Below are 25,690 nucleotides of genomic sequence, written 5' to 3'. Positions count from 1 at the left end.
CGCCTGACCGCATAAAAATCAGGCATTCCTCTCCGCTTCTTCCGCTGGAGAGGAATGCCTGTCCGTTTCAAAGTGATTCAATTCGTATGCCAGTTCCCATGCCAATTTGAACCCGTAGACAAAACTGTCCATAGAGCGTTCTTCCGCAATCAGACTCTGGTTGTCCATAATCCGCAGCACCAGTTTTCTCTCTGGCTTTCCTAATCTCTCGATGAGCTGCTTGTGACAAAATTCAATTTCCTGCTCAGCCTCCACCATGGGCAGTGGCGTGTAAAATCTGTTGTAGAGCTGTTTCAGAGTGTCGTTCAAATGTCCTGCCTCCTTTCAGCAAGACAACATACCACATGTCAACTGGAAAAGCCACTAAAACATTTATGGTTTCTAATCGTTTGGTCGTTTTGAAACATTGGCATAAAAATAGCCGCAAGTCACTTTTCATGGCTTGCGGCTATTTCCCCATTTTCCTCTGGGGTGACACCCCAGGGCCTCTCTCAATCGGTCATTCTTGGGGTCATCTCAAGATGTCCTTATGAGGAGTAGCCCTTCCCCGTCCTTTTTTATCTTATTCCGACTCCCGGACATACTCCCGGCCGTCCCAGCCGAAGCTGACGTGGAGCCAGTCCGGCTCCCCCTCCACGGTGTAGAGGTAGGCGGTGGAACCGTCGTCAAAGCGGACCCTGCCCAGCCGTTCCCCCACATGCCAATCGGAGAGTCCGTCCTCCCGGTAGACGGCACCCTCATAGGTGAGAAAAATCCCCTCTACCTCACCTACGATCCGCCGGTCCCAGACCAGGACCTTCAACAGAAAGACCGCCAGAAAAACCAGGAGCAGCACCCGGAGTAATAGGACCACCCGTTTCATGCTCCACCTCCCCAGCGCGCCAGCACGGACAAAATGAAGTCCTGGAGGTCCTCCCCCACCTCCCGGCGGTAGGCCTCCCCGGTGAGCTCATTGTTGGAGATGATGCGCAGGCCCAGACAGGGTACCCCGAACCGTCGGCACACCCGGTAGGCCGCCAGGCTCTCCATGTCCTCGCAGTCCTCTCCCGCCTGTGCCCGCAGCCATAAGATGCGGTCATGTTCCCGGTTGAAGACGTCGCCGGTACCCAAGCGGCCCGGGAGCACCCGTCCTGTGGCATAAGGAGCAGCCTCGAACCGCTCCGCCCAGTGGGCGTCCCCCTCCAGGACCACTGGAGGCGTATCAGCGTCAAAGTCCCACAGAGTCCAGGCAGCGGGGTCCATCCCCTCCCCTGCCCCACGCTTTGGCATGAGGACGCTTTGGATGTCCACGCAAGTGCGGCCTATCACGATGTCCCCCACATGCAGATCGGGGCGGTGAGCGCCTGCGGTGCCCTGGTTGAGGACCAGGCTGGGGGAAAGTCGCTGGATACCCAGAACGGTGGCCACCGCGGCGGATACCATTCCCACCTCGGTGCGGCTCACCACTAGGTCCCAACCGGCATACCGGCCTTGCCAGAACCGGAAACCGGCGATAGTCTCCTCCCGGCAGTTTTCCAGCCGTCCCACTGTTAGGTCGGTCTCCACGTCCATAGCGCCCTGGATCAGGATGGGCCCCGTCATGCCTTCCGCCCCCTCCATATGTTTTCGGCCTTCCGCTGGACGGCCCAGGCCAGCAGCGCACAGAAGCAGCCCACGGCACAGCCGGCAATGACATCACTGGGAAAATGGACACCCACGTACAGCCGGGAGAAGCCCATGAGGACGGTCAGAATCAGGCACAGGACCTTTACCCACCGCCTGGCGGCGAACCGGGCCCAGGTGACACAGCAGGCAAAGGCGGCGCAGGTGTGGCCGGATGGGAAGGAATTGGGGTCGTGCTCATCCACCAGCGCCTTTAGTCCCTCCACCACCAGCCAGGGCCGGGTCCGGGCCACCAGATGCTTGAGGAACACATTGGTAAAGAGTAGGCCGAAGAGCATGGCGATGAGTGCCCAGAAGCCCGCCTTTCGGGTCTTGGGGTACAGGAGCAGAAGCACCGACAGGACGATCCAAACCAGTCCGGCGTTGCCCAACTGGGTATAGAAGGAGAAAAAAGCGTTCAGAATGGGAGTGCGCAGGTCCTGGAGCCAGAGCAGAAAGCCCCCGTCCAGGGTCAAAAGGGTATCCAGCACGTCCGGTTTCCTCCGATCTTCTTAATTTGGGACAAAAAGGGGACGAGGCCGCCGCCCCGTCCCCTTTAGGGTGTCAAAAAACTCAGCCCTCCGCCCAGGGCTCGGCCTCGCAGGTGGTGATGATGCCATTGCTGAGCTCAAAATGGACCGTCTTGACGATGTGGGTCTTGCCGATACGGACTTCCTGAGTACCCACCTCATTGGTGACGGAGTTGACCACATTGGCCTGGATGGTAAAGCTGAGGTCCAGGGTGTCCTCCTCCACCGGGAAGGTAAGGGTGGTCCCGTTGACGTCAGTCATGGTAATCCCGCCCTCGTGAGGCTTGGCAGTGACATCGGTCACATAGGCATCCACCATCTCGCCGTTGGCCATGAGCTGATCGCCGATGCCGCTCTCGCCAGGCACATAGGCCTTGATGCCCTCGTAGACCTCCTTGTCCACGCCCTGCACCTCTACCGTATAGGTTAGAATGGTTCGGCTGACGTTGGATGCGCCATCCTTACGGGTGACCTTCCAGCCAATCAGGGCTACGGCCACGATCAACAATAAAATGACCAGCAGATCAATGATATTGAGTTTTCCAAATAGCTTTCCTCGTTCGTCCACCAGTTTCATGTCATGCCTCCGTATATCTCATTTCTCGGCGGATGCCCGGCATTTCCGTTGACCGGACTACCCAAGCATTGTATAATATTTTCCGTGAAGATACAAGGGTGGATTTTGAAATTTAAGAAACCCTTATGACATTGGAGGCAGCTATGAAAGTCATCCATCTCATCAGCGGCGGCGACAGCGGCGGGGCCAAGACCCACGTTCTCTCCCTGCTCCAGAACCTCTCCAAGAGCATTGACGTGACCATGGTGTGCTTTATGGAGGGGCCCTTCGCCCAGGAGGCTCGGGAGCTGGGCATCCGCACCGAGGTCTATCCCAGCCGGAACGTCCTCAAGACCTTGGCCATCCTCAAGCGGAAAATCCGTACCGAGGGCTGTGACCTCCTCCACTGCCACGGCGCCCGGGGCAACATGATGGGGGCTCTGCTCCGCCGTGCCACCGGCGTACCGGTGGTCACCACCGTCCACTCCGACTACCGGCTGGACTATCTGGGCCGCCCCTTCTCCCGCCTCACCTACGGCACCATCAATACCATCGCCCTACGAAAGCTGGACTACCGCATCGGCGTGTCTGACGCCATGGTAGACCTGCTCATCTCCCGTGGCTTTGACCCGGACAAGCTCTTTACTATCTATAACGGCATTGACTTTACCCTGCCGCCCCCCGCCATGAGCCGGACGGAATACTTCCGCTCGGTGGGACTCCAGGCCGACGAGAATTCGGTGGTGGTGGGCATCGCCGCCCGTCTCAATCCGGTGAAGGACGTCTCCACCCTCATCAGGGGCTTTGCCAAGGCCCATGAGACCTGCCCCCAGCTGCGGCTTCTCATCGCCGGCGACGGCGAGGAGCGCGCCATGCTGGAGAACCTGGCCCAGGAGCTCGGCGTGGCCGACACCGTGTGCTTCGCCGGCTGGATCAGCGACACCAACACCTTCTATCAGTCCATCGACATCAACACCCTCACCTCCCTCTCCGAGACTTTTCCCTACGCCCTCACCGAGGGCGCACGGGCCTCTCTTCCCACGGTCAGCTCCCGGGTGGGTGGCGTCCCCTACCTCATCGACCATGGCGTCAACGGCCTCCTCTTTGAGCCGGGCGACGCCGAGGGTCTGGCCCACCACCTCATCACCCTGGCCAAGGACCCGGTCCAACGGGAGCACCTAGGAGAGCGGCTGCGCCAGAAAGGGGTGGAGGAGTACTCCCTGGAGTCCACCATTGAACGTCAGCTGAATATCTACCGTACCATCCTCCGGCGTCAGGAGCGCGCGCGCACCATCGGCCGCCGGGACGGCGCCCTGGTCTGCGGCGCCTACGGCCGGGGCAACGCCGGTGACGACGCCATATTGGAGGCCATCGTCCGGGAGCTGCGGCAGATCGATCCCGATCTCCCCGTGTGGGTTCTCTCCCGCCGGCCCGACGAGACCCGGCTCACCTACCGGGTCAACGCCATCTACACCTTTGCCTTCCCCAAATTTTTGTCCCGGATGCGCAAGACCCGGCTCTATATCAACGGCGGCGGCTCCCTCATGCAGGATGTCACCTCCCGCCGGTCCCTGTGGTTCTATCTTTTCACCATCTCTGCCGGCAAGAAGCTGGGCAATAAGGTGCTCATGTATGGCTGCGGCATTGGCCCCATCCAATACCCCTCCAACCGAAATCTCTGCGCCAAGGTCCTCCAGAGCAACGTAGACATGATTACCCTCCGGGATACCCACTCCCTCACCGAGCTGGAGGACATGGGCATCCACAACCCCGAGATCGTCCTTTCCTCCGACCCCACCGTCATACTCCCCGCCGCCGAGCCGGAGGTGGTGGACGGTATGCTGGAGAGCCGGGGCCTGAACCCCCACGGCCGGTATATCGGCTTTACCCTGCGGCCCTGGCCCGGCTACGACGAGGAAAAGGCAAAAATTTTCGGCCAGGCCGCCGACTACGCCTGGGAAAAGTACGGTCTCACCCCCATCTTCATCCCCATCGAAAAGCGGCTGGATGTGGCCGCCTGTAAGCGGGCCGCCGCCTATATGAAGGCCCCCCACTATATCTTTACCGACACCGGCGCCTCCGATCACACCATTGGCCTCTTCGCCCGGATGCAGGTGGTTGTCTCCATGCGTCTCCACGCCCTGGTCTTCTCCGCCGGGCAGGGCGTCCCCCTGGTGGGCGTGGTCTACGATCAGAAGATCAGCTCCTTCCTGCGCTACATCGGCCAGGACCTCTTCACCGATCTGAAGGACGTGAGCTACGAGCGCCTGTGTGCCCACATCGACGCTGCCGTGGGCCGCATCGGGGACACAGAGTTCCTCTCCGGCGGTGTGGACCGGCTCCGCCAGGTGGAGCAGCGCAACAGCGAGGCCGCCGCAAAACTCCTCGGCCGGTAAACCCTACCCCCTTCTCATGAGGTGACCCCTTTGAAGCAATATATCATCGTCTCCTACACCCCCTGGCGGACCACACCGTCCCGGACCCAGCAGCTGGCCGCTCGGCTCCGGGACGGCGAGGTTCTCTTTTTCCAACCCAGTCGCCCGGGTCACAGTCACAAGGACCCGGGCCGTCAGGTACGCCCCAACGTCACAGTGTACGCCTTGCCGCCGGTGCGACCTTTGCCCGAGAACGCGGAGCTCCTGCTGCGCCACGCCGGGAAACGGCTGGCCGCCTTCATCCGCCGGACCGCCCTCCATCACGGCTTCCGGGATGTGGTCCTGTGGACTACCCAGCCCCAGCACGTCTACCTGCTGGACTACCTGAACCACCGGGGGTTGGTCTACGACTGTGACGCCGACTGGTCCGACCTGCCCCCCCAATGGGAGGGAGATCTGGCCGCCGCCGCCGACGTGGTCTTCGCTGCCTCCCCCGGCCTGCTGGACCGGCTCTCCCCCTGCAACGCCAACATCGCTCTCATCCCTAACGGCGTCAACTATCCCATGTTCTCCCGGCCCAGCCTGGAGGTGCCTCCCGCCCTCCGGGACATCAGAGGGCCGGTGATGGGCTGGGTGGGCCGCATCGACGCCGGGCTGGACCTCTCCCCCGTGGAGTATACCGCCATGGAACACCCTGAGTGGACCTTCGTCCTGGTGGGCAAGGTGGGAGAGCACCCCCGGCTCCCCCGGCTGGAGCGTCTGGCAAACATCCGCCTCCTGGGCCGAAAGCCCGCGGTGGAGGTTCCTGACTACATGTCCCGCTTCGACGTATGTCTGGACCTGCGCCGCCGGGAACAGGACTTCAGCGACGTGCTCCCCCGACGGATCTACGAGTACCTCTCCACCGGCAAACCCATCGTCACCCTCCTGGCCCCCGACCAGGTGGAGGAGTTCCCCGACGTCATCTACGGCGCCCACTCCCCCGCCGACTACTGCCGGCTGTGTGAGCGGGCTCTGGCGGAGGACCCCACCTGGGTCGCCCCCCGCCGCCGGGACTACGGCGCCGCTGCGGCCTGGTCCCGCCGGGCCCAGACCGTCCAGCGCATCCTGGGCGCCATCGGTCTGTGAGACGTGGACACAGTACGCCAAAACGATTTTTACGATTTCCTTCCCTCTTTTTTACGTCACGTTGTGTAAGCATACGAAATTCGCCCCGCACCCTTGCAATCACCGTCGATTTTAGATATATTTTATTTAGAATCGTTTGGACGGAGGTGCGGAAATGGCGGGTTCCATCGGCATGTGGGTCCCCTTCCATGGCCTCAATGCGTCCTCTTCAAGATCATAAGCCCCATCAGGCCATCCGCATACCGGATGGCCTGATTCTTTTTTTGTTTCTCTAAAAAATTTTCAATCACAGGAGGTCCTACATGAGTAATAAAGTCGCCGTGGTCATGGGTTCCGACAGCGATCTGGAGACCATGAAACCCTGCATTGCCCGTCTTCAGTCCTTCGGTATCCCCGCTGAAGTCCGGGTCATCTCCGCCCACCGCACCCCCGCCGCTGCCGAGCAGTTCGCCTCCGGTGCCAGGGAAAACGGCTTCGGTGTCATCATCGCCGCCGCCGGCAAGGCCGCCCATCTGGCCGGCGTGCTGGCTGCCTACACCACCCTCCCCGTGATCGGCGTGCCCATCAAGACCTCCATGATGGGAGGGCTTGACTCCCTCCTCTCCATGGTCCAGATGCCCAAAGGCATCCCCGTAGCCTGTGTGGCCGTGGACGGCGCCGACAACGCCGCTATCCTGGCTGCCCAGATGCTGGCCCTCTCCGACGAGGCCCTGGCCGGTCAGCTCTCCGACTTCAAGGTCAAGATGGCCGAGGAAGTGGCTGAGAAGGACCGCCACATCAGCGAGAAGCTGTAAGACCGAGATTTGATTCTAAAAATATAGATAGAAGGAGCAAGAAAGAAATGGCTTACGAGAAGAAAGAGCAGCTGTACGAGGGCAAGGCCAAGAAGGTCTACGCCACCAACGACCCCGAGGTGGTCATCGTCTCCTACAAGGACGACGCCACCGCCTTCAACGGCCTGAAGAAGGGCACCATCACCGGCAAGGGCGCCATCAACAACCGCATGACCAACAACCTCATGCTCCGCCTGGAGGCCAAGGGCGTGCCCACCCACTACGTGGAGGAGCTCAATGACCGTGAGACCGCCGTGAAGAAGGTGTCCATCGTCCCCCTGGAGGTCATTGTCCGCAACATTTCTGCCGGCTCCTTTGCCAAGCGCTACGGCGTGGAGGAGGGCATCGTCTTTGACGAGCCCACCTTTGAGTTCTCCTATAAAAACGACGATCTGGGCGATCCCCTGCTCAACACCTCCCATGCCCTGGCCCTGAAGCTGGCCACTAAGGAGGAGATCGCCCTCATCCGCAAATACACCATGATGGTCAACGAGCTCCTGAAGGGCTTTATGAAGGAGATCGGCATCGACCTCGTCGACTTCAAGCTTGAGTTCGGCAAGACCAGCGACGGCACCATTGTGCTGGCCGATGAGATCAGCCCCGACACCTGCCGTCTGTGGGACGAGAATACCCACGAGAAGCTGGACAAGGACCGCTTCCGCCGGGATCTGGGCGGCGCCGAGGAGGCCTACGAAGAGGTCATGCGCCGTCTGATGGGGGATAACTGAGGATGGGAGGCTTCTTTGGCGCCGTATCCCGGCAGGATTGTGTGCTGGACCTCTTCTTCGGCACCGACTACCACTCCCACCTGGGCACCAAGCGGGGCGGTATGGCGGTCTATGATGAGACTGACGGCTTTCAGCGGCAAATCCACAACATCGAGAACACCCCGTTCCGCACCAAATTCGAAAAGGACCTCCATGAATTTCACGGCCATGCCGGCATTGGATGTATCAGCGACACCGACCCCCAGCCCCTGCTGGTCCGCTCCCATTTGGGGCTCTATGCCATCACCACCGTGGGCATCATCAACAACGCTGACACCCTGGTGGAGAAGTACTTCTCCGACCACGGCCATCAGTTCATGGCCATGAGCTCCGGCAAGGTCAATGCCACCGAGCTGGCCGCCGCTCTCATCAACCAGTGTGACGACCTGGTTTCCGGCATCCGTCACGCCCAGGAGGAGATCTCCGGCTCCTGCACCATCCTCATTCTGGACAAGCAGGGCATCATCGCCGCCCGGGACAAGCTGGGCCGCCTGCCTGTGCTGGTGGGACAGGGGGAGAAGGGCTGCTGCGTCTCCTTTGAGTCCTTCGCCTACCACAAGCTGGACTATGCCGACGCCTATGAGCTGGGCCCCCAGGAGATCGTCCGCATCACTGCCGACGGCTGGGAAGTTCTCTCCCCCGCCGGGTCGGAAATGAAGATCTGCGCCTTCCTCTGGACCTACTACGGATACCCCAACTCCAACTATGAGGGGGTCAACGTGGAGGTCATGCGCTATCGCAACGGCGAGATTATGGCCCGGGATGAGGTCCAGAAGGGCAAGCTCCCCAAGGTGGACTATGTGGCCGGCGTCCCCGACTCCGGTGTCCCCCACGCCATCGGCTTTTCCAACCGCAGCGGCAAGCCCTTCGCCCGCCCCTTTGTCAAATACACCCCCACCTGGCCCCGCTCCTTTATGCCCGCCAGCCAGGAGGTCCGCAACCAGGTGGCCAAGATGAAGCAGATCCCCGTGCCTGAGCTCATCGAGGGCAAGAAGCTCCTCTTCGTGGATGACTCCATCGTCCGGGGCACCCAGCTCCGGGAGACTGTGGAATTTCTCTACGAGTCGGGCGCCACCGAGGTCCACATGCGCTCGGCCTGCCCCCCCATCATGTACGGCTGCAAATACCTGAACTTCTCCCGCAGCAACTCCGACATGGAGCTGCTGGCCCGTAAGACCATCCAGGAACTGGAGGGCGACGAGGGCCAGAATCACCTGGAGGAGTACGCCGATGCCTCTACCGAGCGGGGCGGCTGCATGCTCAAGGCTATCTGCGAGAAGATGGGTTTTGACTCCCTGGGCTATCAGTCTCTGGACGGCCTGCTGGAGGCCATCGGCATCGACCGCAGCAAGATCTGCACCTATTGCTGGACTGGAAAGGAGTAATCCGCACCTATACCCACGTCCTATCCCATTGAAAAAGGAAGTACCGATCATGTCTACCCTTCACGAAGAATGCGGCGTTTTCGGCCTGTATGTTGACGGCATAGAGCATGCCGCCGGCTGCGTCTACAACGCCCTTTATGCCCTTCAGCACCGGGGCCAGGAGAGCGCCGGTATCGCCATCAACGACGATGGCATCATCACCAGCCACAAGGACGTGGGACTGGTCAGCGAGGTATTCACCCCTGAAGTTTTGGAGCACCTGGGCAACGGCAGCATGGCCGTGGGCCACGTGCGCTACGCCACCACCGGCCGGAAGAGCCGCTCCAATGCCCAGCCCATGGTCATCAACCATGTGAAGGGCACCATGGCCCTGTGCCACAACGGCAATCTGACCAACGCTGCCGAGCTCCGGGAGAAGCTGGAGCTCTCCGGCGCCATCTTCCACACCACCAGCGACACCGAGGTCATCGCCTATACCATCACCGGCGCCCGGCTGAAGACCCCCTCCATCGAGGAGGCGGTAGCCGCCGCCATGGACGTCATCCAGGGCGCCTACTCTCTGGTGCTCCTCTCCCCCCGAAAGCTCATCGCCGCCCGGGACCCCAACGGCTTCCGCCCCCTGTGCATCGGCACTCTAGATGGAGGCTATGTCTTCGCCTCTGAGAGCTGCGCCCTGGACGCCATTGGCGCCCACTTCCTCCGGGATGTGGAGCCCGGCGAGATCGTGGTGGCCGACCAGGACGGTCTCCGGAGCATTAAGGACCACTGCGGCAAGACCAAGAGCAGCCTGTGCGTCTTTGAGTTCATCTACTTCGCCCGGCCCGATTCGGTCATCGACGGCGCCGGAGTCCATGAGGCCCGCCTCCGGGCCGGAGCCTTCCTGGCCCTGGAACACCCCGTCCAGGCCGATATCGTCATCGGCGTCCCCGACTCCGGTATCGACGCCGCCATCGGCTATTCCAGGCAGTCGGGCATCCCCTACGGCACCGGCTTTATCAAAAACAAATATATCGCCCGCACCTTCATCGCCCCCGGTCAGAAGAACCGGGAGGACAAGGTGCGCATCAAGCTCAACCCCATCTCCTCCGTGGTCCGGGGCAAACGGGTGGTCATCGTGGACGACTCCATCGTCCGGGGCACCACCTCGGCCCGGATCGTGCGGCTTCTGCGGGAGGCCGGCGCCACCGAGGTCCACATGCGGATCTCTGCGCCCCCCTTCCTCCACCCCTGCTACTTTGGCACCGACATCGACTCCCGGGACCACCTCATCGCCTGCAATCACTCGATGGAGGAGATCGGGTCCATCATCGGTGCCGATTCCCTGGGCTACCTCAGCGTGGAGAGCACCCACAAGCTGGCCAACGGCTGCCATTGCACCTTCTGTGACGGCTGCTTCACCGGACATTACCCTGTCCCCGTGCCCGAGGCCCGGGAAAAGTTCCGCTTCGAGCGCAAGCTCAGCCAAACCTGACATTCGAGGAGGTCCACACATGAAAAACTCCCATTCCGAGTCCTATGCCGCTGCCGGCGTGGATGTGACCGCCGGCTACGAGTCTGTGGAGCGCATCAAGCCTATGGTGGAATCCACCTACATTCCCGGCGTCATGGGCACCCTGGGCGGCTTCGGCGGTCTGTTCGCCCCCGACGTGTCCGGCATGAAAAAGCCGGTGCTGGTCTCCGGCACCGACGGCGTGGGCACCAAGCTGCGTCTGGCCCAGCTCATGAACAAGCATGACACCATCGGCATCGACTGCGTGGCCATGTGCGTCAACGACATCATCTGCGGCGGCGCCGCCCCCCTCTTCTTCCTGGACTACATCGCCTGCGGCAAAAACGACCCCGCTCGCATCGCCGACATCGTCACCGGCATCACCGAGGGCTGCCGCCAGGCCGGCTGTGCTCTGGTGGGCGGCGAGACCGCTGAGCACCCCGGCCTCATGGCCGAGGACGACTATGACGTGGCCGGCTTCTCCGTGGGCATCGTGGATGAGGAGAAGATCATCGACGGCAAGGACCTCACCGCCGGGGACGTACTCATCGGCCTGGGCTCCTCCGGCGTCCACTCCAACGGCTTCTCTCTGGTGCGGAAGGTCTTCGACGTGGAACACGCCGACCTCCACGCCCCCATGGACGAGCTGGGCGGCAAGAGCCTGGGCGAGACCCTCCTCACCCCCACCCGCATCTATGTCAAGTCCGTCCAGTGCCTGCTGAAAAACGGCATCCACGTCAAGGCCATCAGCCATATCACCGGCGGCGGCCTCTACGAGAACGTGCCCCGGATGATGAAGGAGGGCCTCACCGCCCGCATCGAGACCGCCTCCTTCCCTGTCCCCCCCATCTTCGAGCTTATCGCCAAGAAGGGCGACATCCCCATGCGGGACATGTACAACACCTTCAACATGGGCGTGGGCCTCATCCTGGCCATCCCCAAGGAGGAGGTGGGCCAGGCCAAGGAGATCCTCTGCCGCTCCGGCGATCGGGCCTACATCATCGGCTCCGTGGTCAGCGGCGACGCCGGGGTGGAGCTGGTATGAGCACAAAACGCATCGCCGTGCTGGTCTCCGGCGGCGGCACCAACCTCCAGGCCCTCATCGACGCCCAGAAGGCCGGAAAGCTCCAGAGCGGTGAGATCGTGGCCGTCCTCTCCTCCAAAGCCAGGGCCTACGCCCTGGAGCGGGCGGCCAAGGCCGGCATCCCCGGCTACGTGGTGGCCCGGAAGGACTTTGACTCCAACCGGGCCATGACCCTGGCCCTGGTGGAGAAGCTCCAAAGCCTGAACGTGGACCTGGTGGTGCTGGCCGGCTTCCTCCACATCCTCACCGAAGAGATGGTGGCCGCCTATCCCAACGCCATCCTCAACGTCCACCCCGCCCTCATCCCCTCCTTCTGCGGCAAGGGGGCCTATGGCCTCCACGTCCATGAGCAGGCCCTGGCCTACGGCGTCAAGGTCACCGGCGCCACCGTCCACTTCGTCAACGAGGAGCCCGACGGCGGCCCCATCGTCCTCCAGAAGGCGGTGGCCGTCCGGGAGGGGGACACCCCCGAAGTCCTCCAGCGCCGGGTCATGGAGGAGGCCGAGTGGATCATTCTGCCCCAGGCCGTCTCCCTCTTCTGTCAGGACCGCCTGACCGTGGAGGGGCGCATCGTCCATATCAAGGAGGTTTGATCATGATCGATCTCAAGGCATATCTGAGCCAGAATCCCTACCCCGGCCGCGGCATTCTGCTGGGCCGGTCCGCCGACAACACCAAGGCGGTCATCGCCTATTTCATCATGGGCCGCAGCGAGAACAGCCGCAACCGCATCTTTGAGACCACCGACGACGGCATCCGCACCAAGGCCTTTGACGAGTCCAAGATGGTGGACCCCTCCCTCATCATCTACCACCCTGTCCGGGTGGTGGAGGGCACCACCATCGTCACCAACGGCGACCAGACCGACACGGTGGCCAACGCCTTCCGGGACGGCACCGGCTGGGTCCGGGCCCTGCGCACCCGGAAGTTTGAGCCCGACGGCCCCAACTACACCCCCCGCATCTCCGGTATGGTCCGCCCCGACGGCTCCTACCGGCTGTCCATCCTCAAGTCCGCCGACGGCGACCCCGCCTGCTGCCAGCGCTTCTTCTTCGAGTACGACGCCCCCATCGCCGGTCAGGGCCACTTCATCAGCACCTACGAGACCGACGGCGATCCCCTGCCCTCCTTCCAGGGCACGCCCAAGACCGTGGCCGTGGGCAGCCAGAGCCTGAAGGACTTCGGCGACGGCCTGTGGGAGAGCCTCAACGCCGACAACAAGGTCTCTCTCTTCGTGCGGTACATCGACCTGAAGAGCGGCGAGACCCAGTCTCTCATCTACAACAAACACATTTGAGTATAAGGAGGTCGAAGACATGACGGAACTGGAACTGAAATACGGCTGCAATCCCAACCAGAAGCCCGCCCGTATCTTTATGGAGAGCGGTGAGCTGCCCATCAAGGTCCTCAACGGCAAGCCCGGCTACATCAACTTCCTGGACGCCCTCAACTCCTGGCAGCTGGTAAAGGAGCTCAAGGCCGCCACCAGCCTGCCCGCCGCCGCCTCCTTCAAGCACGTCTCCCCCGCCGGCGCCGCCGTGGCCAAGGAGCTCACCGATGTGGAGAAGCACCTCTACTTCGCCCAGGACATGGAGCTCACCCCCCTGGCCTCCGCCTACGTCCGGGCCCGGGGCGCTGACCGGCTGTGTTCCTACGGCGACTGGGCCGCCCTCTCCGACGTCTGCGACGCCGCCACCGCCCGATTTCTGGCCCTGGAGGTCTCCGACGGCGTCATCGCCCCCGGCTACACCGACGAGGCCCTGGCCATCCTCACGACCAAGCGCAAGGGCGGCTACAACGTGGTGGAGATCGACCCCAATTACGTCCCCAAGCCCATCGAGCACAAGGACGTGTTCGGCATCACCTTTGAGCAGGGCCGCAACAACTTCGAGATCAATGACGCCCTGCTGGGCAATATCGTTACCGCCAACAAGGACCTGCCCGAAACCGCCCGCCGGGACATGCTCCTCTCCCTCATCACCCTCAAGTACACCCAGTCCAACTCCGTGTGCTATGTGAAGGACGGCATGACCATCGGCGTGGGCGCCGGCCAGCAGAGCCGCATCCACTGCACCCGCCTGGCGGGCAACAAGGCCGACATCTGGTGGCTGCGCCAGCATCCCAAGGTCCTGGGCCTCCAGTTCGTGGACGGCATCCGCCGCCCCGACCGGGACAACGCCATCGACATCTACATCTCCGACGAGCACGACGATATCCTGGCCGAGGGCGTGTGGCAGAACACCTTCAAGGTGAAGCCCGAGGTCCTCACCGAGGCCGAGAAAAAGGCCTGGGTGGCCCAGCTCGGCGGCGTCACCGTGGGCTCCGACGCCTTCTTCCCCTTCGGCGACAACGTGGAGCGGGCCCGGAAGTCCGGCGTCCAGTACATTGCCCAGCCCGGCGGCTCTATCCGGGACGACCACGTCATCGCCACCTGCGACAAGTACGGCATCGTCATGGCCTTTACCGGCATGCGGCTGTTCCACCATTGATATGACGGCTCCCCGCGGCCTTACCGCCACGCAGCTCAAATACTTCGCCGCCGTCTTCATGGTCATCGACCACATCGGCATGCTCTTCGCCCCCATGGCCCCCTTCTTCCCGGCGGACTCCCTGTGGTTCTACGCCTTCCGCTACCTGGGGCGGCTGGCCTTCCCCATCTTCGCCTACTTCGCCGCCCAGGGCTGCCGCAAGACCTCCAACTACCCCCGGTATCTGCTGCGGCTGGGGCTCTTCGGAGCCGTCACCCACGCGGTGGCCTACATCGCCACCGGCGGCACCGGGGGCAGCGTCATCGCCACCTTCTTCCTGGCCGCCGCCGCCATCAGCGCCTGCCGGACCCTGAAAAACAAGGGGTATGTGTGGCTGGGCCTGCCCATTACCATCGTCCTGCTGGTTGTTGCTCAGCTGCTGCATGTGGATTACGGCTGGGTGGGGGTGCTCACGGTACTGGCGGTGTACGCCGCCGGGTCCGACCGCAGGCAGCAGTTTCTCGCCCTGGCGGGCTGCCTGCTTCTCTTCTACGTGGCCGGCGGCGTGTGGACCTACTTCGGTCCCGCCGCCCTCGCCCTGCTGAGCGCCGGAGACTGGGCGGGAATGTTTGCCCGGCTGGGGACCTATTTCCCCTCCTTCCGGCGCTTCTACCTGCCCTATTCCCTTCTCATGGCGGGCTTTGCCTGTCTGGCTCTCCTCCCCCTCTCCCGGTACAACGGGCAGCGTGGGAACGGGAGCCGCTGGTTCTTCTACTGGTTCTACCCCGGCCACCTGGTGGTGCTCTACGCATTGAGCATGCTAATCGGGTGAGTCTGGAATCTCGATATGGGAGGTCCTTACGATGAAAGTCCTCGTTGTGGGCGGCGGCGGCCGTGAGCACGCCATCGTCCGTACTCTGGCCAAGAGCCCCAAGATCGACGCTCTCTACTGCGCCCCCGGCAACGGCGGCATCGCCGCTCAGGCCCAGTGCGTGCCCATCCAGGCCACCGACGTGGAGGCCATGGTGGCCTGGGCCAAGGAGCACGCCATGGACTTTGTGGTGGTGGCCCCTGACGACCCTCTGGCACTGGGCATGGTGGACGCTCTGGAGGCGGCGGGCATCCCCGCTTTCGGCCCCCGGGCCAACGCCGCCATCATTGAGGCCAGCAAGGTCTTTTCCAAGGCCCTGATGGAGAAATACCACATCCCCACCGCCAGATACCGCTCCTTTACCGACCTGGACGAGGCCCTCAGCTACATCCGCCAGGAGGGCGCCCCCATCGTGGTGAAGGCCGACGGCTTGGCCCTGGGCAAGGGCGTGGTGGTGGCCCAGACCGTGGCCGAGGCTGAGGAGGCCGCACGGAGCATGATGGCCGACGGCAAGTTCGGCGCCGCCGGCGCCAAGGTGGTCATCGAGGAGTGCATGACCGGCCCCGAGGTCACCGTGCTGTGCTTCGTGGACGGGGAGCACCTCTCCCCCATGCCCCCCTCCCGGGACCACAAGCGGGCCTTCGACGGGGACAAGGGCCCCAACACCGGCGGCATGGGCGCTATCTCCCCCGCCCCCGGCTACACCCCTGAGATCGCCGACCGCTGCATGAAGGAGATCTTCCTCCCCACCGTGGCCGCCCTGAAGGCGGAGGGCCGTCCCTTCCACGGGGTGCTCTATTTCGGCCTCATGCTCACCCCAGACGGCCCCAAGGTGGTGGAGTACAACGCCCGCTTCGGCGACCCGGAGTGCCAGGCCGTCCTCTCCCTGCTGGAGACCGACCTCATGGACATTTTCCAGGCCTGCCGGGAGGGCACCCTGGACCGGCTGGACATCCGCTGGAAGAATGCCGCCGCCTGCTGCCTGGTGCTGGCCTCCGGCGGCTACCCCACAAGCTATCAGAAGGGTTATCCCATCACCGGACTGGACGAGGCGGAGCAGACCGCCGTGGTCTTCCACGCCGGCACCAAGCGGGACGAGGACGGCACCATCCGCACCTCCGGCGGCCGGGTACTGGGGGTCACCGCCATAGGTGATGATCTGGACGCCGCCATCGACGGGGCCTACGCCGCCGCCAAACACATCTCCTTCCAGGACATGCACTTCCGCACCGACATCGGCCGCACCGTCTGAAGCCCTTGCGCCCCAATGGATGCAACCTGCGGTTGTCAAATTGGACGCACTTGTTGGTTGCGCCTTTTGACCCCATTTGCTATGCTGTGAGGCGTCAAAAGGAGGAATCATCACATGGATCTGCAAGATCGTCTCTACCGGCTGCGGAAGGAGCGGGGTCTCTCCCAGGAGGAGCTGGCCCACAGTCTGGGTGTCTCCCGGCAGGCCGTTCAAAAGTGGGAATCGGGCTCCTCCCGGCCTGATCTGGACAATCTGACCGCCCTGGCCCAATGCCTCCAGGTGAGCCTGGACTACCTCATTCTGGGGAAGGAGGAGACTCCCCCGCAGGAGGAGCCCCCTGCCGCCTATGCGCCCTTTTGGGCCTGGCACTATGAGTACAAGAGCAAAGCCACCCTCTTCGGTCTGCCCCTGGTCCACATCAACGTGGGCCACCACGGTCTGTACTGGGCCCGGGGCATCATCGCCGTGGGGAATCTGGCTACCGGCGTTTTCTCCCTGGGTGGACTCTCCGCCGGGCTTCTCTCCGTAGGCGGTATGTCTGTCGGCGGACTGGCCTTGGGTGGGCTGGGTGTCGGTCTGGCGGCCCTGGGCGGGCTGGCCGTAGGGGCCCTCTGTGCCATCGGCGGCTTAGCCCTCAGTCTGGGGCTGGCTATGGGCGGCGGAGCGGTGAGCGCCTCCTGGGCCATCGGCGGCGGAGCCATGGCCGGACAGATCGCCATGGGAGGGGCCGCATCCGCCCCCATCGCCATCGGTGAGGCGGCAACGGGCGCGGTCACCTTTCCCAAGGACGGCTGGGGACCGGGCACCGGACAGGCCATCCGGTCCGCCATCCAGACCATGTTCCCTCACACACCCGGTCTCCTGGTGGAGATCTTTTCCCAATTCCTCTGATGTTCCTGCGGCTCCGGTCCCCCGGAGCCGCTATCCTTATCTGCGGAGGTCTGCCCATGAAACGGATTACCCCCCTGGAGGTGGCCACCGTCTTTACCGGCAGCTTTCTGGGTGCCGGCTTTCTCTCCGGCCAGGAGCTGCTCCAGTTTTTCGGTGTCTTCGGTGGCTACGGCATCGCCGGCATGGTGTTGGCCATCGCCGCCTTCGTCCTCTTTAGCCTGCTGGTACTGGACATCTCCAAAAAGACGGGGCGGACGGATTTTGACCGGGTCATCCTCCAGCCGGAGCTGCCCTGGCTCCGGGCCTTCCTCAGCGGCGTCTTTCTCTTCTTCCTCTTCGACGTGATGATCGCCATGACCGCCGGGGCAGGCGCCCTGCTGGAGCAGGTCTTTGGCCTGCCTGCCATCGCCGGAAACGGTCTCACAACCGTCCTGGTACTGGCGGTGGCTCTGGCAGGGGCCGCCGGACTGCTGGCCTCCTTCAACATCGTGGTCCCCCTGCTGGTGGTTGCCGCCCTGGTCATCGCCCTGGCCGCCCCCTTCCGGCTGCCCGTGGAGGCGGTGACGGCCTCTCCCTTCTCCGACGGCAACCCGCTTCTGGGCAACTGGCTGTGCTCCGCCCTCTCCTTCATTTCCTACAACATGATGGCGGCGGTGTCCATCCTGGTGCCCCTCTCCGCCGGCATGGAGGGCAAGACCGTCCGCCGGGGACTGGCTCTGGGGGCCGGACTCCTCACCCTGATCTCCGCCGCCATTCTCCTTCCCATGATCCTCTTCCGGAGCGCTGTGGGCACCGCCGAGCTCCCCATGCTGGAGCTGGCCTACCGGGTGACTCCGGTGCTGGGGCTGATTTACGCTGTCCTCCTTCTGGCCGGCATGTTTACCGCCGCCCTCTCCAGCCTCTTCGCCATCACCTCCCGTCTCCAACTCTGGGCCGGCGGACGGCTGGCCGCCCGGCGGACCACGGTAGCGCTGTGCCTTTTCTCCTTCCTGGGAAGCATCTTCGGCTTTAAGAACGTGGTGAGCTTCGTCTATCCCATCTGCGGCTACATCGGCTTCCTAGCCTTAGCCGGTATTCTCCACCATGCCATGGTGCTGCGGAAAATGACAACTATCAAAAAATAAAAAAACGGCTGTGTACCGCAGGTACACAGCCGTGTTTCTTTTTTTTTACCCGGTGTCAAACACCCCAATGCCATTCACCGACACCTCGCCGTCGGCAGGGATGAGGATGTACTTCCGGCCGCCGATGATCCTGGTCTCCACCAGAGCGCTGTGCTCCGGATCGATGTTGAGGACAACCTCGTCGGTCTTGACTTCGAAGCGGCGGCTATCGATGAGGTTGGCCGGCGCCAGGGCCGCCCCCTCCCCGAATCGCTCCCCGCACTTGGCCAGGAAGGCCTTGGACTCCTGCTCGTCGGCGCCGCAATCAGTGAGGATGCGCCCCAGCTCTCCCGCCGTCAGAGCCAGAGGCTCCGGGTCGTGGCTCTCCTTGTGCTCCTCGATCCTGGCCCTCAGCTCCTGGTGGACCGCCTGGACCAACTCCAGGCTGCACTTCTCCCCCAGGGACTCGGTGAGGGCCCCCTCAAAGGCCTCCTTCTGCTCCGCCGCCGACATGGGCGGCTCGGTGCGGAAGATGGCGTCGATAAACTCCTGGTGGAGCTGCTCCGGCTTCCGGGCGTAGAAGAGGGCGTTATAGATGTTGGCCGCGCGGTCGTCGAAGGCCGGAAACAGGAAGCCCAGCTCCGGCTGAGCCACGATCTGGCCGGGGGTGCAGCTGTGGAACTCGTTCTCCCCGGGGAAGTAGCCCAGGGCGGGCTTGCCGTCCTTCACCGGGCAGACACAGCAGACGAAGTAGGAAAAGACCTGGTCGCCGGCATCGGCCTGATCCTCATCGTCCTTGCCCCGGTAGGGCACATCATACACGTCGTGGCCCAGGAGAATGAGGTAGTTGCTCCCTTCCGGGTCCAGGGTGTGGATGACCTTACCATAAAAGGCCTGCCGCAGGGCACTGTCGGCCAGGCCGGAGTCCCGCAGGCCCATAAGGAGCCGGTGTTCCTCACTGTCGGCCACCTGCCGGGTGGAGAATACGATGTCGATGAGATTCTTCCCCAGAGTGCCGGAGAGGGATTTCTTCAGCAACCCCAGATATTTTTCCGACTCCTCCTGGGGCATGGCACCCAAAGAGCTGTCGATATAGGAGATGATCTCCCCGCTTCCGTTCACATAACAGCCATACACCCGGCTGATGGCGCTCCGGTCGGCGCGAAACCGCCGGCGTAGCTCGTTCAATTCCTTTTGGTTCATGATCGATACCTCGCTTTTTCAGTGTCTACCCTTGCCGGCACAGCCAGCCGAACATACAGATTTTATTCTACTGCCTATCGGCGGGAAATGCAATCTTCCCTTTTCCCATTCGGACCAGATATGCCATATGTCCCCCGGCGCAAATATAGCTGCGCCGGGGGACATTTTTCGTTTATCTCCAACTGTGATGCTACTTCTCTTTACTTAAAATAGTCAGGATATTGTGCCCGAATTTCCTCGACATCGATCTTATAGCGGTTCAAATGCTCCTCTGTCAAGGCTCTTGCCTTTGTCGCATCACGGGCCGCGATGGCGCTGGTGATGTCCTCATAGTCCTGGACGATCTTCCCATTTTTCACGCTGCTCAGGGCCATGTTCCGGACCCGGTCAAAGTGGATGGCGATGTTGTCCATCAGGGTATAGACCTGGGATTTCTCCGCGATTTCAAAGAGGGTTTTGTGGAACTGGTTGTCCAGCTCCATGAGGGTCTCGGAGAAGTAGTTCTCCAGATAGAATTTCTGGAGCCGTACATTCTCCTGGAGCCGCCGCAGCCCCTCCGGCGTGATCATCTCACAGTCCAGCTCCACCACCGCACACTCCAGCACCTTTCGCATAAAGCGGGACTCCTCCACCAGGTTGACGTCGATGAGCGAGACGGCACTTCCCTTCTGGGGATAGATCTCCACGATCTTGGCCTTGGACAATTCAATGAGGGCCTCCCGCACCGGCGTCCGGGAAAGTCCCATCTCCGCTGCCAGCTCATTCTCACTGACCATGCTGCCCGGCGCCAGCTCCAGATGAATGATATTATCCCGAATGGTACGCAGGGCATAGTCTCGCCCCGTCTCTCTGGGCAGTCGTTCTGTCAGCCGCATGCTTTTTTCTCCTCTCTGCTTGCCGATCCCGTGTCCTGAGAGCCTCTCCCAGCACACAGACACTAGTATACCAGCTTTTCAAGTCTCTGTCAAAGACCCAGGCTTTCCGTCGTTTCTCCAACAAGATGCACAAAATTAGGTCTCGATTTTTTATCATTCAGACACTTGTTTTCTAGTATACAAGTATTATAATGATAACTACAAACACGGGTCGTGCATTGGCAGGCCCAACCATCCAGGGAGCATGTTTAGGAGGAACGCAACATGGACGAAATTCTGCAGAGGATTTATGAAATTGGTATCATCCCCGTCATCGCCATCGACGACGCCGAGCAGGCCGTGCCTCTGGCACGGGCACTGGTGGCCGGCGGCCTGCCCGCCGCCGAGGTGACCTTCCGCACCGCCGCCGGTGAGGAGGCTATCCGCCGCATCTCCGCCGAGGTGCCCGAGATGCTGGTGGGTGCTGGCACCGTCCTCACCAAGGACCAGGCCGACCGCGCCATCGCCGCCGGCTCCAAGTTCATCGTCAGCCCCGGCTTCAACCCCGAGATTACCCGCTACGTCATCGACAAGGGCGTCCTCATGATGCCCGGCACAGCCACCCCCGGCGAGATGGAGCAGGCCATGAGCATGGGCCTGAACGTGCTGAAGTTCTTCCCCGCCGAGCAGAATGGCGGCGTGGCCAAGCTGAAGGCTCTGGCCGGCCCCTACACCAATCTGCGCTGGATGCCCACCGGCGGCGTGAACACCAAGAACATGATGGACTACCTGAACTTCGACCGTATTGTGGCCTGCGGCGGCACCTGGATGGTGAAAAAGGACCTTATCGACGGCCAGAAGTGGGATGAGATCACCGCCATCTGCAAGGAGGCAGTCCAGACCATGCTGGGCTTCTCCCTCCACCACGTGGGTATCCCCTGCGGCGACGCCGACAAGGCCGCCAGCACCGCCAAGACCATCTGCGCCCTCTTTGGCTTCCCCTACAAGGCCGGCAACTCCTCTGACTTCGCCGGTCCCGTGGAGTGCTGCAAGGTGGAGTTCCCCGGTGAGCGGGGCCACATCGCCATCGGCGTCAACAACATCGACCGCGCCATCTTCCACCTGGGCCTCCAGGGTGTCACCTTTGACGAGTCCACCCGGAAGATCGACGAAAAGGGCAAGACCAAGGCCATCTATGTCCAGGGCGACTTCGGCGGCTTTGCCATCCATCTTGTGCGGAAGTAAGGAAAGGGGTAAAATACAATGAGTAAGATCGTGACCTTCGGTGAGCTGATGATCCGGCTCCAGCCCTATAACTATGAGCGTTTCGTCCAGGCCGACCACCTGGAGTTCTCCTTCGGCGGCGGTGAGGCCAATGTGGCCGTCTCCCTGGCCAATTACGGTATGGATGCCGCCTACGTCACCAAGCTGCCCGCCCACGCCATCGGCCAGGCCGCCGTCAACTCCCTGCGCCGCTACGGCGTGGACACCTCCATGATCGTCCGGGGCGGCGACCGCGTGGGCATCTACTTCAACGAGAAGGGCGCCTCCCAGCGCGGATCCGTGTGCATCTACGACCGGGCCCACTCCGCCATCCAGGAGGCCACCACCGCTGACTTCGACTGGAACAAGATCTTCGAGGGCGTGGATTGGTTCCACTTCACCGGCATCACCCCCGCTTTGGGCCCCAATGTGGTGGAGATCTGCAAGGAGGCCTGCAAGGCCGCCAAGGCCAAGGGCGTGAAGATCTCCTGCGACCTCAACTACCGCGGCAAGCTGTGGACTCGCGAGCAGGCCCGGGAGGCCATGACCGAGCTGTGCCAGTACGTGGACGTGTGCATCTCCAACGAGGAGGACGCCAAGGACGTGTTCGGCATCGAGGCTGAGGCCACCGACATCTACGCCGGTACCCTGAACCACGAGGGCTACAAGTCCGTTGCCAAGCAGCTGGCCGACAAGTTCGGCTTCGAGAAGGTGGCCATCACCCTCCGTGAGTCCCACTCCGCCTTCGACAACGGCTGGAGCGCCATGCTCTACGATGTGGCCTCCGATGAGTACTGCTTCTCCAAGAAGTACGAGCTCCACATCATCGACCGCGTGGGCGGCGGCGACAGCTTCGGTGGCGGCCTCATCTACGCCCTGCTCAACGGCAAGTCCACCCAGGATGCCGTGGAGTTCGCCGTGGCTGCTTCCGCCCTCAAGCACTCCATCGAGGGCGACTACAACATGGTTACCGTCTCCGAGGTGGAGAAGCTGGCCGGCGGCGACGGCTCCGGCCGCATCCAGCGGTAATAGCACACCAACCAGACGGCGCCTCCCCCTGCGGAGTGCGCCGTCTTACGGTTATTTTTGAAAAAGGAGGTTCGCGGCGGCGCTTTGGCGCCGTCCTTATCGCCATGAAAGCATTTATGGACAAGGATTTCCTGTTGGAGACCGAAACTGCAAAGCACCTCTTTCACGACTACGCCGAGTCCCTTCCCCTGGTGGACTACCACTGCCATATCCCCCCTCAGGAGATCTACGAGGACCGGCGCTTTGACGACCTGGCCCAGGTGTGGCTGGGGGGCGAGAACCCTGACGGCACCTACTTCGGTGACCACTACAAGTGGCGGCTCATGCGCTCCAACGGCGTCAGCGAGGACTATGTCACCGGCGCCAAGCCCGGCTTGGAGCGGCTGGAGAAGTTTTCCGGGGCCGTGGAGATGGCCATCGGCAATCCCATGTACCACTGGTGCAACCTGGAGCTGCGGAAGTTCTTCGGCTATGAGGGCTACCTCTCCCCCAAGTCCGTCCAGGAGATCTGGGACGTGACTGGTGAAAAGCTGCGCCACGACCCCGATCTCACCGTCCGCGGCCTCATCCGGAAGGCCAATGTGGCCTTCATCGGCACCACCGACGACCCCATCGACTCCCTGGAGTGGCATGAGAAGATTGCCAACGACCCCACCATCACCTTCCAGGTCCGCCCCTCCTTCCGCCCCGACAAAGCTGTCAACATCAACAAGGCCGGCTTTGTCGAATATATGGGTAAGCTGGCCGCCAGCGTGGGCAAAACCACCCTCACCTCCGCCCAGGAGGTCTGCGACGCCCTGGTGGAGCGGCTGGAGTTCTTTGCCAAGATGGGCTGTCGGGCCAGCGATCACGGCCTGGACTATGTGCCCTTCCGTGCCTGCACCATGGCCGAGGCCGACACCGCCTTCCGGAAAGCCATGGCCGGTGAGGAGCTGACTCTGGCCGAGATTGAGGGCTATCAGACCACCCTCCTGCTGCACCTGGGCCGCGCCTATCACCGCCTGGGCATCGTCATGCAGCTCCACTACTCCTGCCTGCGCAATAATAATGAGCGGATGTTCCGGCGCATGGGAGCCGACACCGGCTTTGACATGATCGCCCAGAACACCTGCGGCGGCAACATCGCCCAGCTCCTCTCCGCCCTGGACCTGACCAAGGAGTGCCCCAAGACCATCCTCTACTCCCTCAACCCCGCCGACAACGCCCAGCTGGGCACCCTGCTGGGCTGCTTCCAGTCCGACGAGATCCCCGGCAAGATCCAGCACGGCTCCGCCTGGTGGTTCAACGACACCAAGACCGGCATGGAGGACCAGATGAAGTCCCTGGCCAGCCTGGGCCTGCTGGGCAACTTCGTGGGCATGCTCACTGACTCCCGCTCCTTCCTCTCCTACGCCCGGCATGACTATTTCCGCCGCATCCTGTGCAACCTCATCGGCCACTGGGTGGAAAACGGCGAATACCCCAACGACGAGGAGGCCCTGAAGAAGATCGTGGAGGGCATCTGCTACAACAACGCCGCCCGTTACTTCAATCTGTAAACACATACCGTCGAGAAACCAAAGAAGCTCCGTTGGAATGGACCATTCCAACGGAGCTTCTTTCATTCCGTGATTTGGGCTGCCGGACAGGCCCGCTTCCACCGCCCGCGCAGATAGACGGTGCCGCTGATGAGGACACCGATGACCCAACCGATGGGATAGGCCCAGTAGAGGGCCTCCTTGCCATAGAAGTGAGCCAGCAGGTAAGCCGCCGGCACCCGGGCCACCCACAGAGCCACGATATTGGACACCATGGGGGTCACCACGGCACCCGCGCCCCGGAGGGCATTGTTGAGGGGGTACATCACCGCCAGCAGCACCATGGTAGAGAGGACCCGCTCCAGATAGGCCCGGCCCGCCTGGATCACCGCCGGGTCGGAGCTGAAGATGGAGAGGAAAAAGTCGGAGTTGGGTACCACCAGGGCCGACATGACGGCACACACCACGATGCACAGCACCAGAGCCTTCCGCACACCGGTCTTCACCCGGTCCAGCCGCCCCGCTCCCACGTTCTGGCCCACATAGGTGGTCACCGCCAAAGCAAAGCTGTCGATGGGCATGAAGGCAAAGGTGTCGATCTTGTTGGCGGCGGAGAAACCGGCGGCAAACTGCTCTCCAAAGCTGTTGATAAGGGCTTGGAGTACCAGCACCGCCACCGCCAGCTGACACTGCTGGATGCCAGAGGGTACCCCCAGCCGCAGTACCCGCTGGAGAAGGGGCTCCTCTATGGCCAGCCGGAAGGGGTGAATGGAGAAATAACTGTATTTCCGGTTCACATAGAAGATGCCGAAGAGCCACGAACTGATCTGGGCAATGATGGTAGCCAGGGCCACGCCGAAGACATCCCAGTGAAAAGCCAGCACGAAGACCAAATCCAGCACGATGTTCAGGATGCAGGCCACCGCCAGGAAAAGCAGGGGCGTCCGGCTGTCCCCCAGGCCCTGTAGGATGCCGGCGTTGATGTTGTAGCCCAGGCTGCCGATGATGCCGGCGAAGACCACCAGCAGATAGACATGGGCCTGGTCATAGACATTCTCCGGCACCTGGATCAGCCGCAGCATGGGGCCAGAGATGGCAAGGCCGAAGACCGTCAGGGGGATAATACTGACCATGAAGGCGCCATACACCGTGTTCACGCCGCGGCGAACGGCGTCCCGATCTTCGGAGCCAATGAACTGGGCGATCATGACGCTGGCACCGATGGACAGGCCGATGAACAGCGACGAGAGGAGGAATACCACCGGGAAGGCAATCCCCACCGCTGCCAGGGCTGTGGTACCCACAAACTGGCCCACAACCCAGCTGTCCACCATGTTATAGAGCTGCTGAAAGGCATTGCCCACCAAAAGGGGCAGGGAAAACCGCACGATGAGGCCCAAGGGCTCTCCCCGGGTCATATCGATGGTCTTCTCGCGTCCCACGGACACGTC

25 protein-coding genes are annotated in these 25,690 nt (G+C 62.4%); 17 read left to right on the top strand and 8 right to left on the bottom strand.

All coding sequences use genetic code 11. From position 1 onward, the window contains the following. Positions 1-18: 18 nt before the first annotated feature. The 5 genes from ACTNBK_RS08420 to ACTNBK_RS08400 all read right to left on the bottom strand — a co-directional run bounded on the left by ACTNBK_RS08420 (position 19) and on the right by ACTNBK_RS08400 (position 2,748). Entirely contained in the window at positions 19-309 is a 291-nt protein-coding gene (locus ACTNBK_RS08420; RefSeq protein WP_441145310.1) for a DUF6809 family protein, read from the bottom strand. 253 nt (positions 310-562) lie between these two features. Then, positions 563-862, bottom strand: coding sequence for a hypothetical protein (locus ACTNBK_RS08415; RefSeq protein ID WP_294514391.1), 300 nt, complete (start codon positions 860-862; stop codon positions 563-565). After that, positions 859-1,581 (bottom strand): 5'-methylthioadenosine/S-adenosylhomocysteine nucleosidase, encoded by a 723-nt coding sequence (locus ACTNBK_RS08410; RefSeq protein ID WP_441145308.1) that lies wholly within the window; start codon positions 1,579-1,581, stop codon positions 859-861. Before ACTNBK_RS08410 ends, ACTNBK_RS08415 begins: the two co-directional genes overlap by 4 nt. Continuing rightward, positions 1,578-2,132 carry a phosphatase PAP2 family protein gene (locus ACTNBK_RS08405; RefSeq protein ID WP_441145306.1) on the bottom strand — a complete coding sequence of 185 codons (555 nt, stop codon included), beginning with the start codon at positions 2,130-2,132 and terminating at the stop codon, positions 1,578-1,580. The genes ACTNBK_RS08410 and ACTNBK_RS08405 overlap by 4 nt, the downstream gene beginning before the upstream one ends. An 82-nt stretch (positions 2,133-2,214) precedes the next feature. Further along, positions 2,215-2,748: a DUF4330 family protein gene (locus ACTNBK_RS08400; RefSeq protein WP_441145305.1), complete on the bottom strand. Its 534-nt coding sequence runs from the start codon at positions 2,746-2,748 to the stop codon at positions 2,215-2,217. 143 nt (positions 2,749-2,891) lie between these two features. Here ACTNBK_RS08400 and csaB point away from each other — a divergent pair, with 143 nt between their 5' ends. From csaB to ACTNBK_RS08330, 14 genes are all read left to right on the top strand, one after another. Further along, positions 2,892-5,123: a polysaccharide pyruvyl transferase CsaB gene (csaB, locus tag ACTNBK_RS08395; protein WP_441145303.1), complete on the top strand. Its 2,232-nt coding sequence runs from the start codon at positions 2,892-2,894 to the stop codon at positions 5,121-5,123. Between the two features lie 21 nt (positions 5,124-5,144). Next, positions 5,145-6,230 carry a glycosyltransferase family protein gene (locus ACTNBK_RS08390; RefSeq protein ID WP_441145301.1) on the top strand — a complete coding sequence of 362 codons (1,086 nt, stop codon included), beginning with the start codon at positions 5,145-5,147 and terminating at the stop codon, positions 6,228-6,230. A 302-nt stretch (positions 6,231-6,532) separates the two neighbouring features. Continuing rightward, positions 6,533-7,024 carry a 5-(carboxyamino)imidazole ribonucleotide mutase gene (gene purE / locus ACTNBK_RS08385; RefSeq protein ID WP_441145300.1) on the top strand — a complete coding sequence of 164 codons (492 nt, stop codon included), beginning with the start codon at positions 6,533-6,535 and terminating at the stop codon, positions 7,022-7,024. A 47-nt stretch (positions 7,025-7,071) separates the two neighbouring features. Continuing rightward, positions 7,072-7,791 (top strand): phosphoribosylaminoimidazolesuccinocarboxamide synthase, encoded by a 720-nt coding sequence (gene purC, locus ACTNBK_RS08380; protein WP_441145299.1) that lies wholly within the window; start codon positions 7,072-7,074, stop codon positions 7,789-7,791. Positions 7,792-7,793: 2 nt separating this feature from the next. Continuing rightward, complete coding sequence (locus tag ACTNBK_RS08375) at positions 7,794-9,215, top strand: amidophosphoribosyltransferase (protein WP_441145298.1); 1,422 nt, start codon at positions 7,794-7,796, stop codon at positions 9,213-9,215. A 49-nt stretch (positions 9,216-9,264) separates the two neighbouring features. Next, positions 9,265-10,686, top strand: a complete 1,422-nt coding sequence (purF, locus tag ACTNBK_RS08370) for an amidophosphoribosyltransferase (RefSeq protein WP_441145296.1) — start codon at positions 9,265-9,267, stop codon at positions 10,684-10,686. A 19-nt stretch (positions 10,687-10,705) separates the two neighbouring features. Beyond that, positions 10,706-11,749 (top strand): phosphoribosylformylglycinamidine cyclo-ligase, encoded by a 1,044-nt coding sequence (purM, locus tag ACTNBK_RS08365; RefSeq protein WP_441145294.1) that lies wholly within the window; start codon positions 10,706-10,708, stop codon positions 11,747-11,749. Continuing rightward, positions 11,746-12,381 (top strand): phosphoribosylglycinamide formyltransferase, encoded by a 636-nt coding sequence (gene purN, locus ACTNBK_RS08360; protein ID WP_441145292.1) that lies wholly within the window; start codon positions 11,746-11,748, stop codon positions 12,379-12,381. The genes purM and purN overlap by 4 nt, the downstream gene beginning before the upstream one ends. Before the next feature lie 2 nt (positions 12,382-12,383). Next, on the top strand, positions 12,384-13,085 hold the full coding sequence (locus tag ACTNBK_RS08355; protein WP_441145290.1) for an IMP cyclohydrolase: 702 nt from the start codon (positions 12,384-12,386) through the stop codon (positions 13,083-13,085). A 19-nt stretch (positions 13,086-13,104) separates the two neighbouring features. After that, positions 13,105-14,277 carry a phosphoribosylaminoimidazolecarboxamide formyltransferase gene (locus tag ACTNBK_RS08350; RefSeq protein ID WP_441145288.1) on the top strand — a complete coding sequence of 391 codons (1,173 nt, stop codon included), beginning with the start codon at positions 13,105-13,107 and terminating at the stop codon, positions 14,275-14,277. Between the two features lies 1 nt (position 14,278). Beyond that, entirely contained in the window at positions 14,279-15,088 is an 810-nt protein-coding gene (locus tag ACTNBK_RS08345; RefSeq protein WP_441145286.1) for a TraX family protein, read from the top strand. 31 nt (positions 15,089-15,119) lie between these two features. Further along, the gene (gene purD / locus ACTNBK_RS08340; protein WP_441145284.1) at positions 15,120-16,379 is read left to right on the top strand and encodes a phosphoribosylamine--glycine ligase; all 1,260 of its coding nucleotides are present in this window, start codon (positions 15,120-15,122) and stop codon (positions 16,377-16,379) included. Between the two features lie 114 nt (positions 16,380-16,493). Further along, complete coding sequence (locus ACTNBK_RS08335) at positions 16,494-17,270, top strand: helix-turn-helix domain-containing protein (RefSeq protein ID WP_441145282.1); 777 nt, start codon at positions 16,494-16,496, stop codon at positions 17,268-17,270. Positions 17,271-17,326: 56 nt separating this feature from the next. Beyond that, the gene (locus tag ACTNBK_RS08330) at positions 17,327-18,394 is read left to right on the top strand and encodes a YkvI family membrane protein (RefSeq protein ID WP_441145280.1); all 1,068 of its coding nucleotides are present in this window, start codon (positions 17,327-17,329) and stop codon (positions 18,392-18,394) included. Between the two features lie 45 nt (positions 18,395-18,439). On the opposite strand, the gene ACTNBK_RS08325 is transcribed toward ACTNBK_RS08330, so the two are convergent. Both ACTNBK_RS08325 and ACTNBK_RS08320 read right to left on the bottom strand, forming a co-directional pair. Next, complete coding sequence (locus tag ACTNBK_RS08325; RefSeq protein ID WP_441145278.1) at positions 18,440-19,576, bottom strand: DUF4317 domain-containing protein; 1,137 nt, start codon at positions 19,574-19,576, stop codon at positions 18,440-18,442. Between the two features lie 200 nt (positions 19,577-19,776). Then, positions 19,777-20,451 carry a GntR family transcriptional regulator gene (locus tag ACTNBK_RS08320; protein WP_441145276.1) on the bottom strand — a complete coding sequence of 225 codons (675 nt, stop codon included), beginning with the start codon at positions 20,449-20,451 and terminating at the stop codon, positions 19,777-19,779. A gap of 264 nt (positions 20,452-20,715) precedes the next feature. Here ACTNBK_RS08320 and ACTNBK_RS08315 point away from each other — a divergent pair, with 264 nt between their 5' ends. The 3 genes from ACTNBK_RS08315 to uxaC all read left to right on the top strand — a co-directional run bounded on the left by ACTNBK_RS08315 (position 20,716) and on the right by uxaC (position 24,260). Then, complete coding sequence (locus tag ACTNBK_RS08315) at positions 20,716-21,675, top strand: bifunctional 4-hydroxy-2-oxoglutarate aldolase/2-dehydro-3-deoxy-phosphogluconate aldolase (RefSeq protein ID WP_441145274.1); 960 nt, start codon at positions 20,716-20,718, stop codon at positions 21,673-21,675. Positions 21,676-21,693: 18 nt separating this feature from the next. Beyond that, positions 21,694-22,722: a PfkB family carbohydrate kinase gene (locus ACTNBK_RS08310; RefSeq protein WP_441145272.1), complete on the top strand. Its 1,029-nt coding sequence runs from the start codon at positions 21,694-21,696 to the stop codon at positions 22,720-22,722. A 104-nt stretch (positions 22,723-22,826) separates the two neighbouring features. After that, entirely contained in the window at positions 22,827-24,260 is a 1,434-nt protein-coding gene (gene uxaC / locus ACTNBK_RS08305) for a glucuronate isomerase (protein WP_441145270.1), read from the top strand. Between the two features lie 62 nt (positions 24,261-24,322). Here the strand turns inward: uxaC and ACTNBK_RS08300 are convergent, their stop codons facing one another. Next, a complete protein-coding gene (locus ACTNBK_RS08300; protein ID WP_441145268.1) occupies positions 24,323-25,681 on the bottom strand; it encodes an MATE family efflux transporter in 1,359 nt (452 codons plus the stop codon). Between the last annotated feature and the right edge of the window lie 9 nt (positions 25,682-25,690).

The organism is Intestinimonas sp. HCP28S3_D6 (assembly GCF_052065695.1).
In the GTDB taxonomy this organism is placed as follows: Bacteria; Bacillota; Clostridia; order Oscillospirales; family Oscillospiraceae; genus Intestinimonas.
The sequence above is the reverse complement of the archived record's forward strand: the minus strand, read 5'-3'. Positions and strand labels throughout refer to the sequence as shown.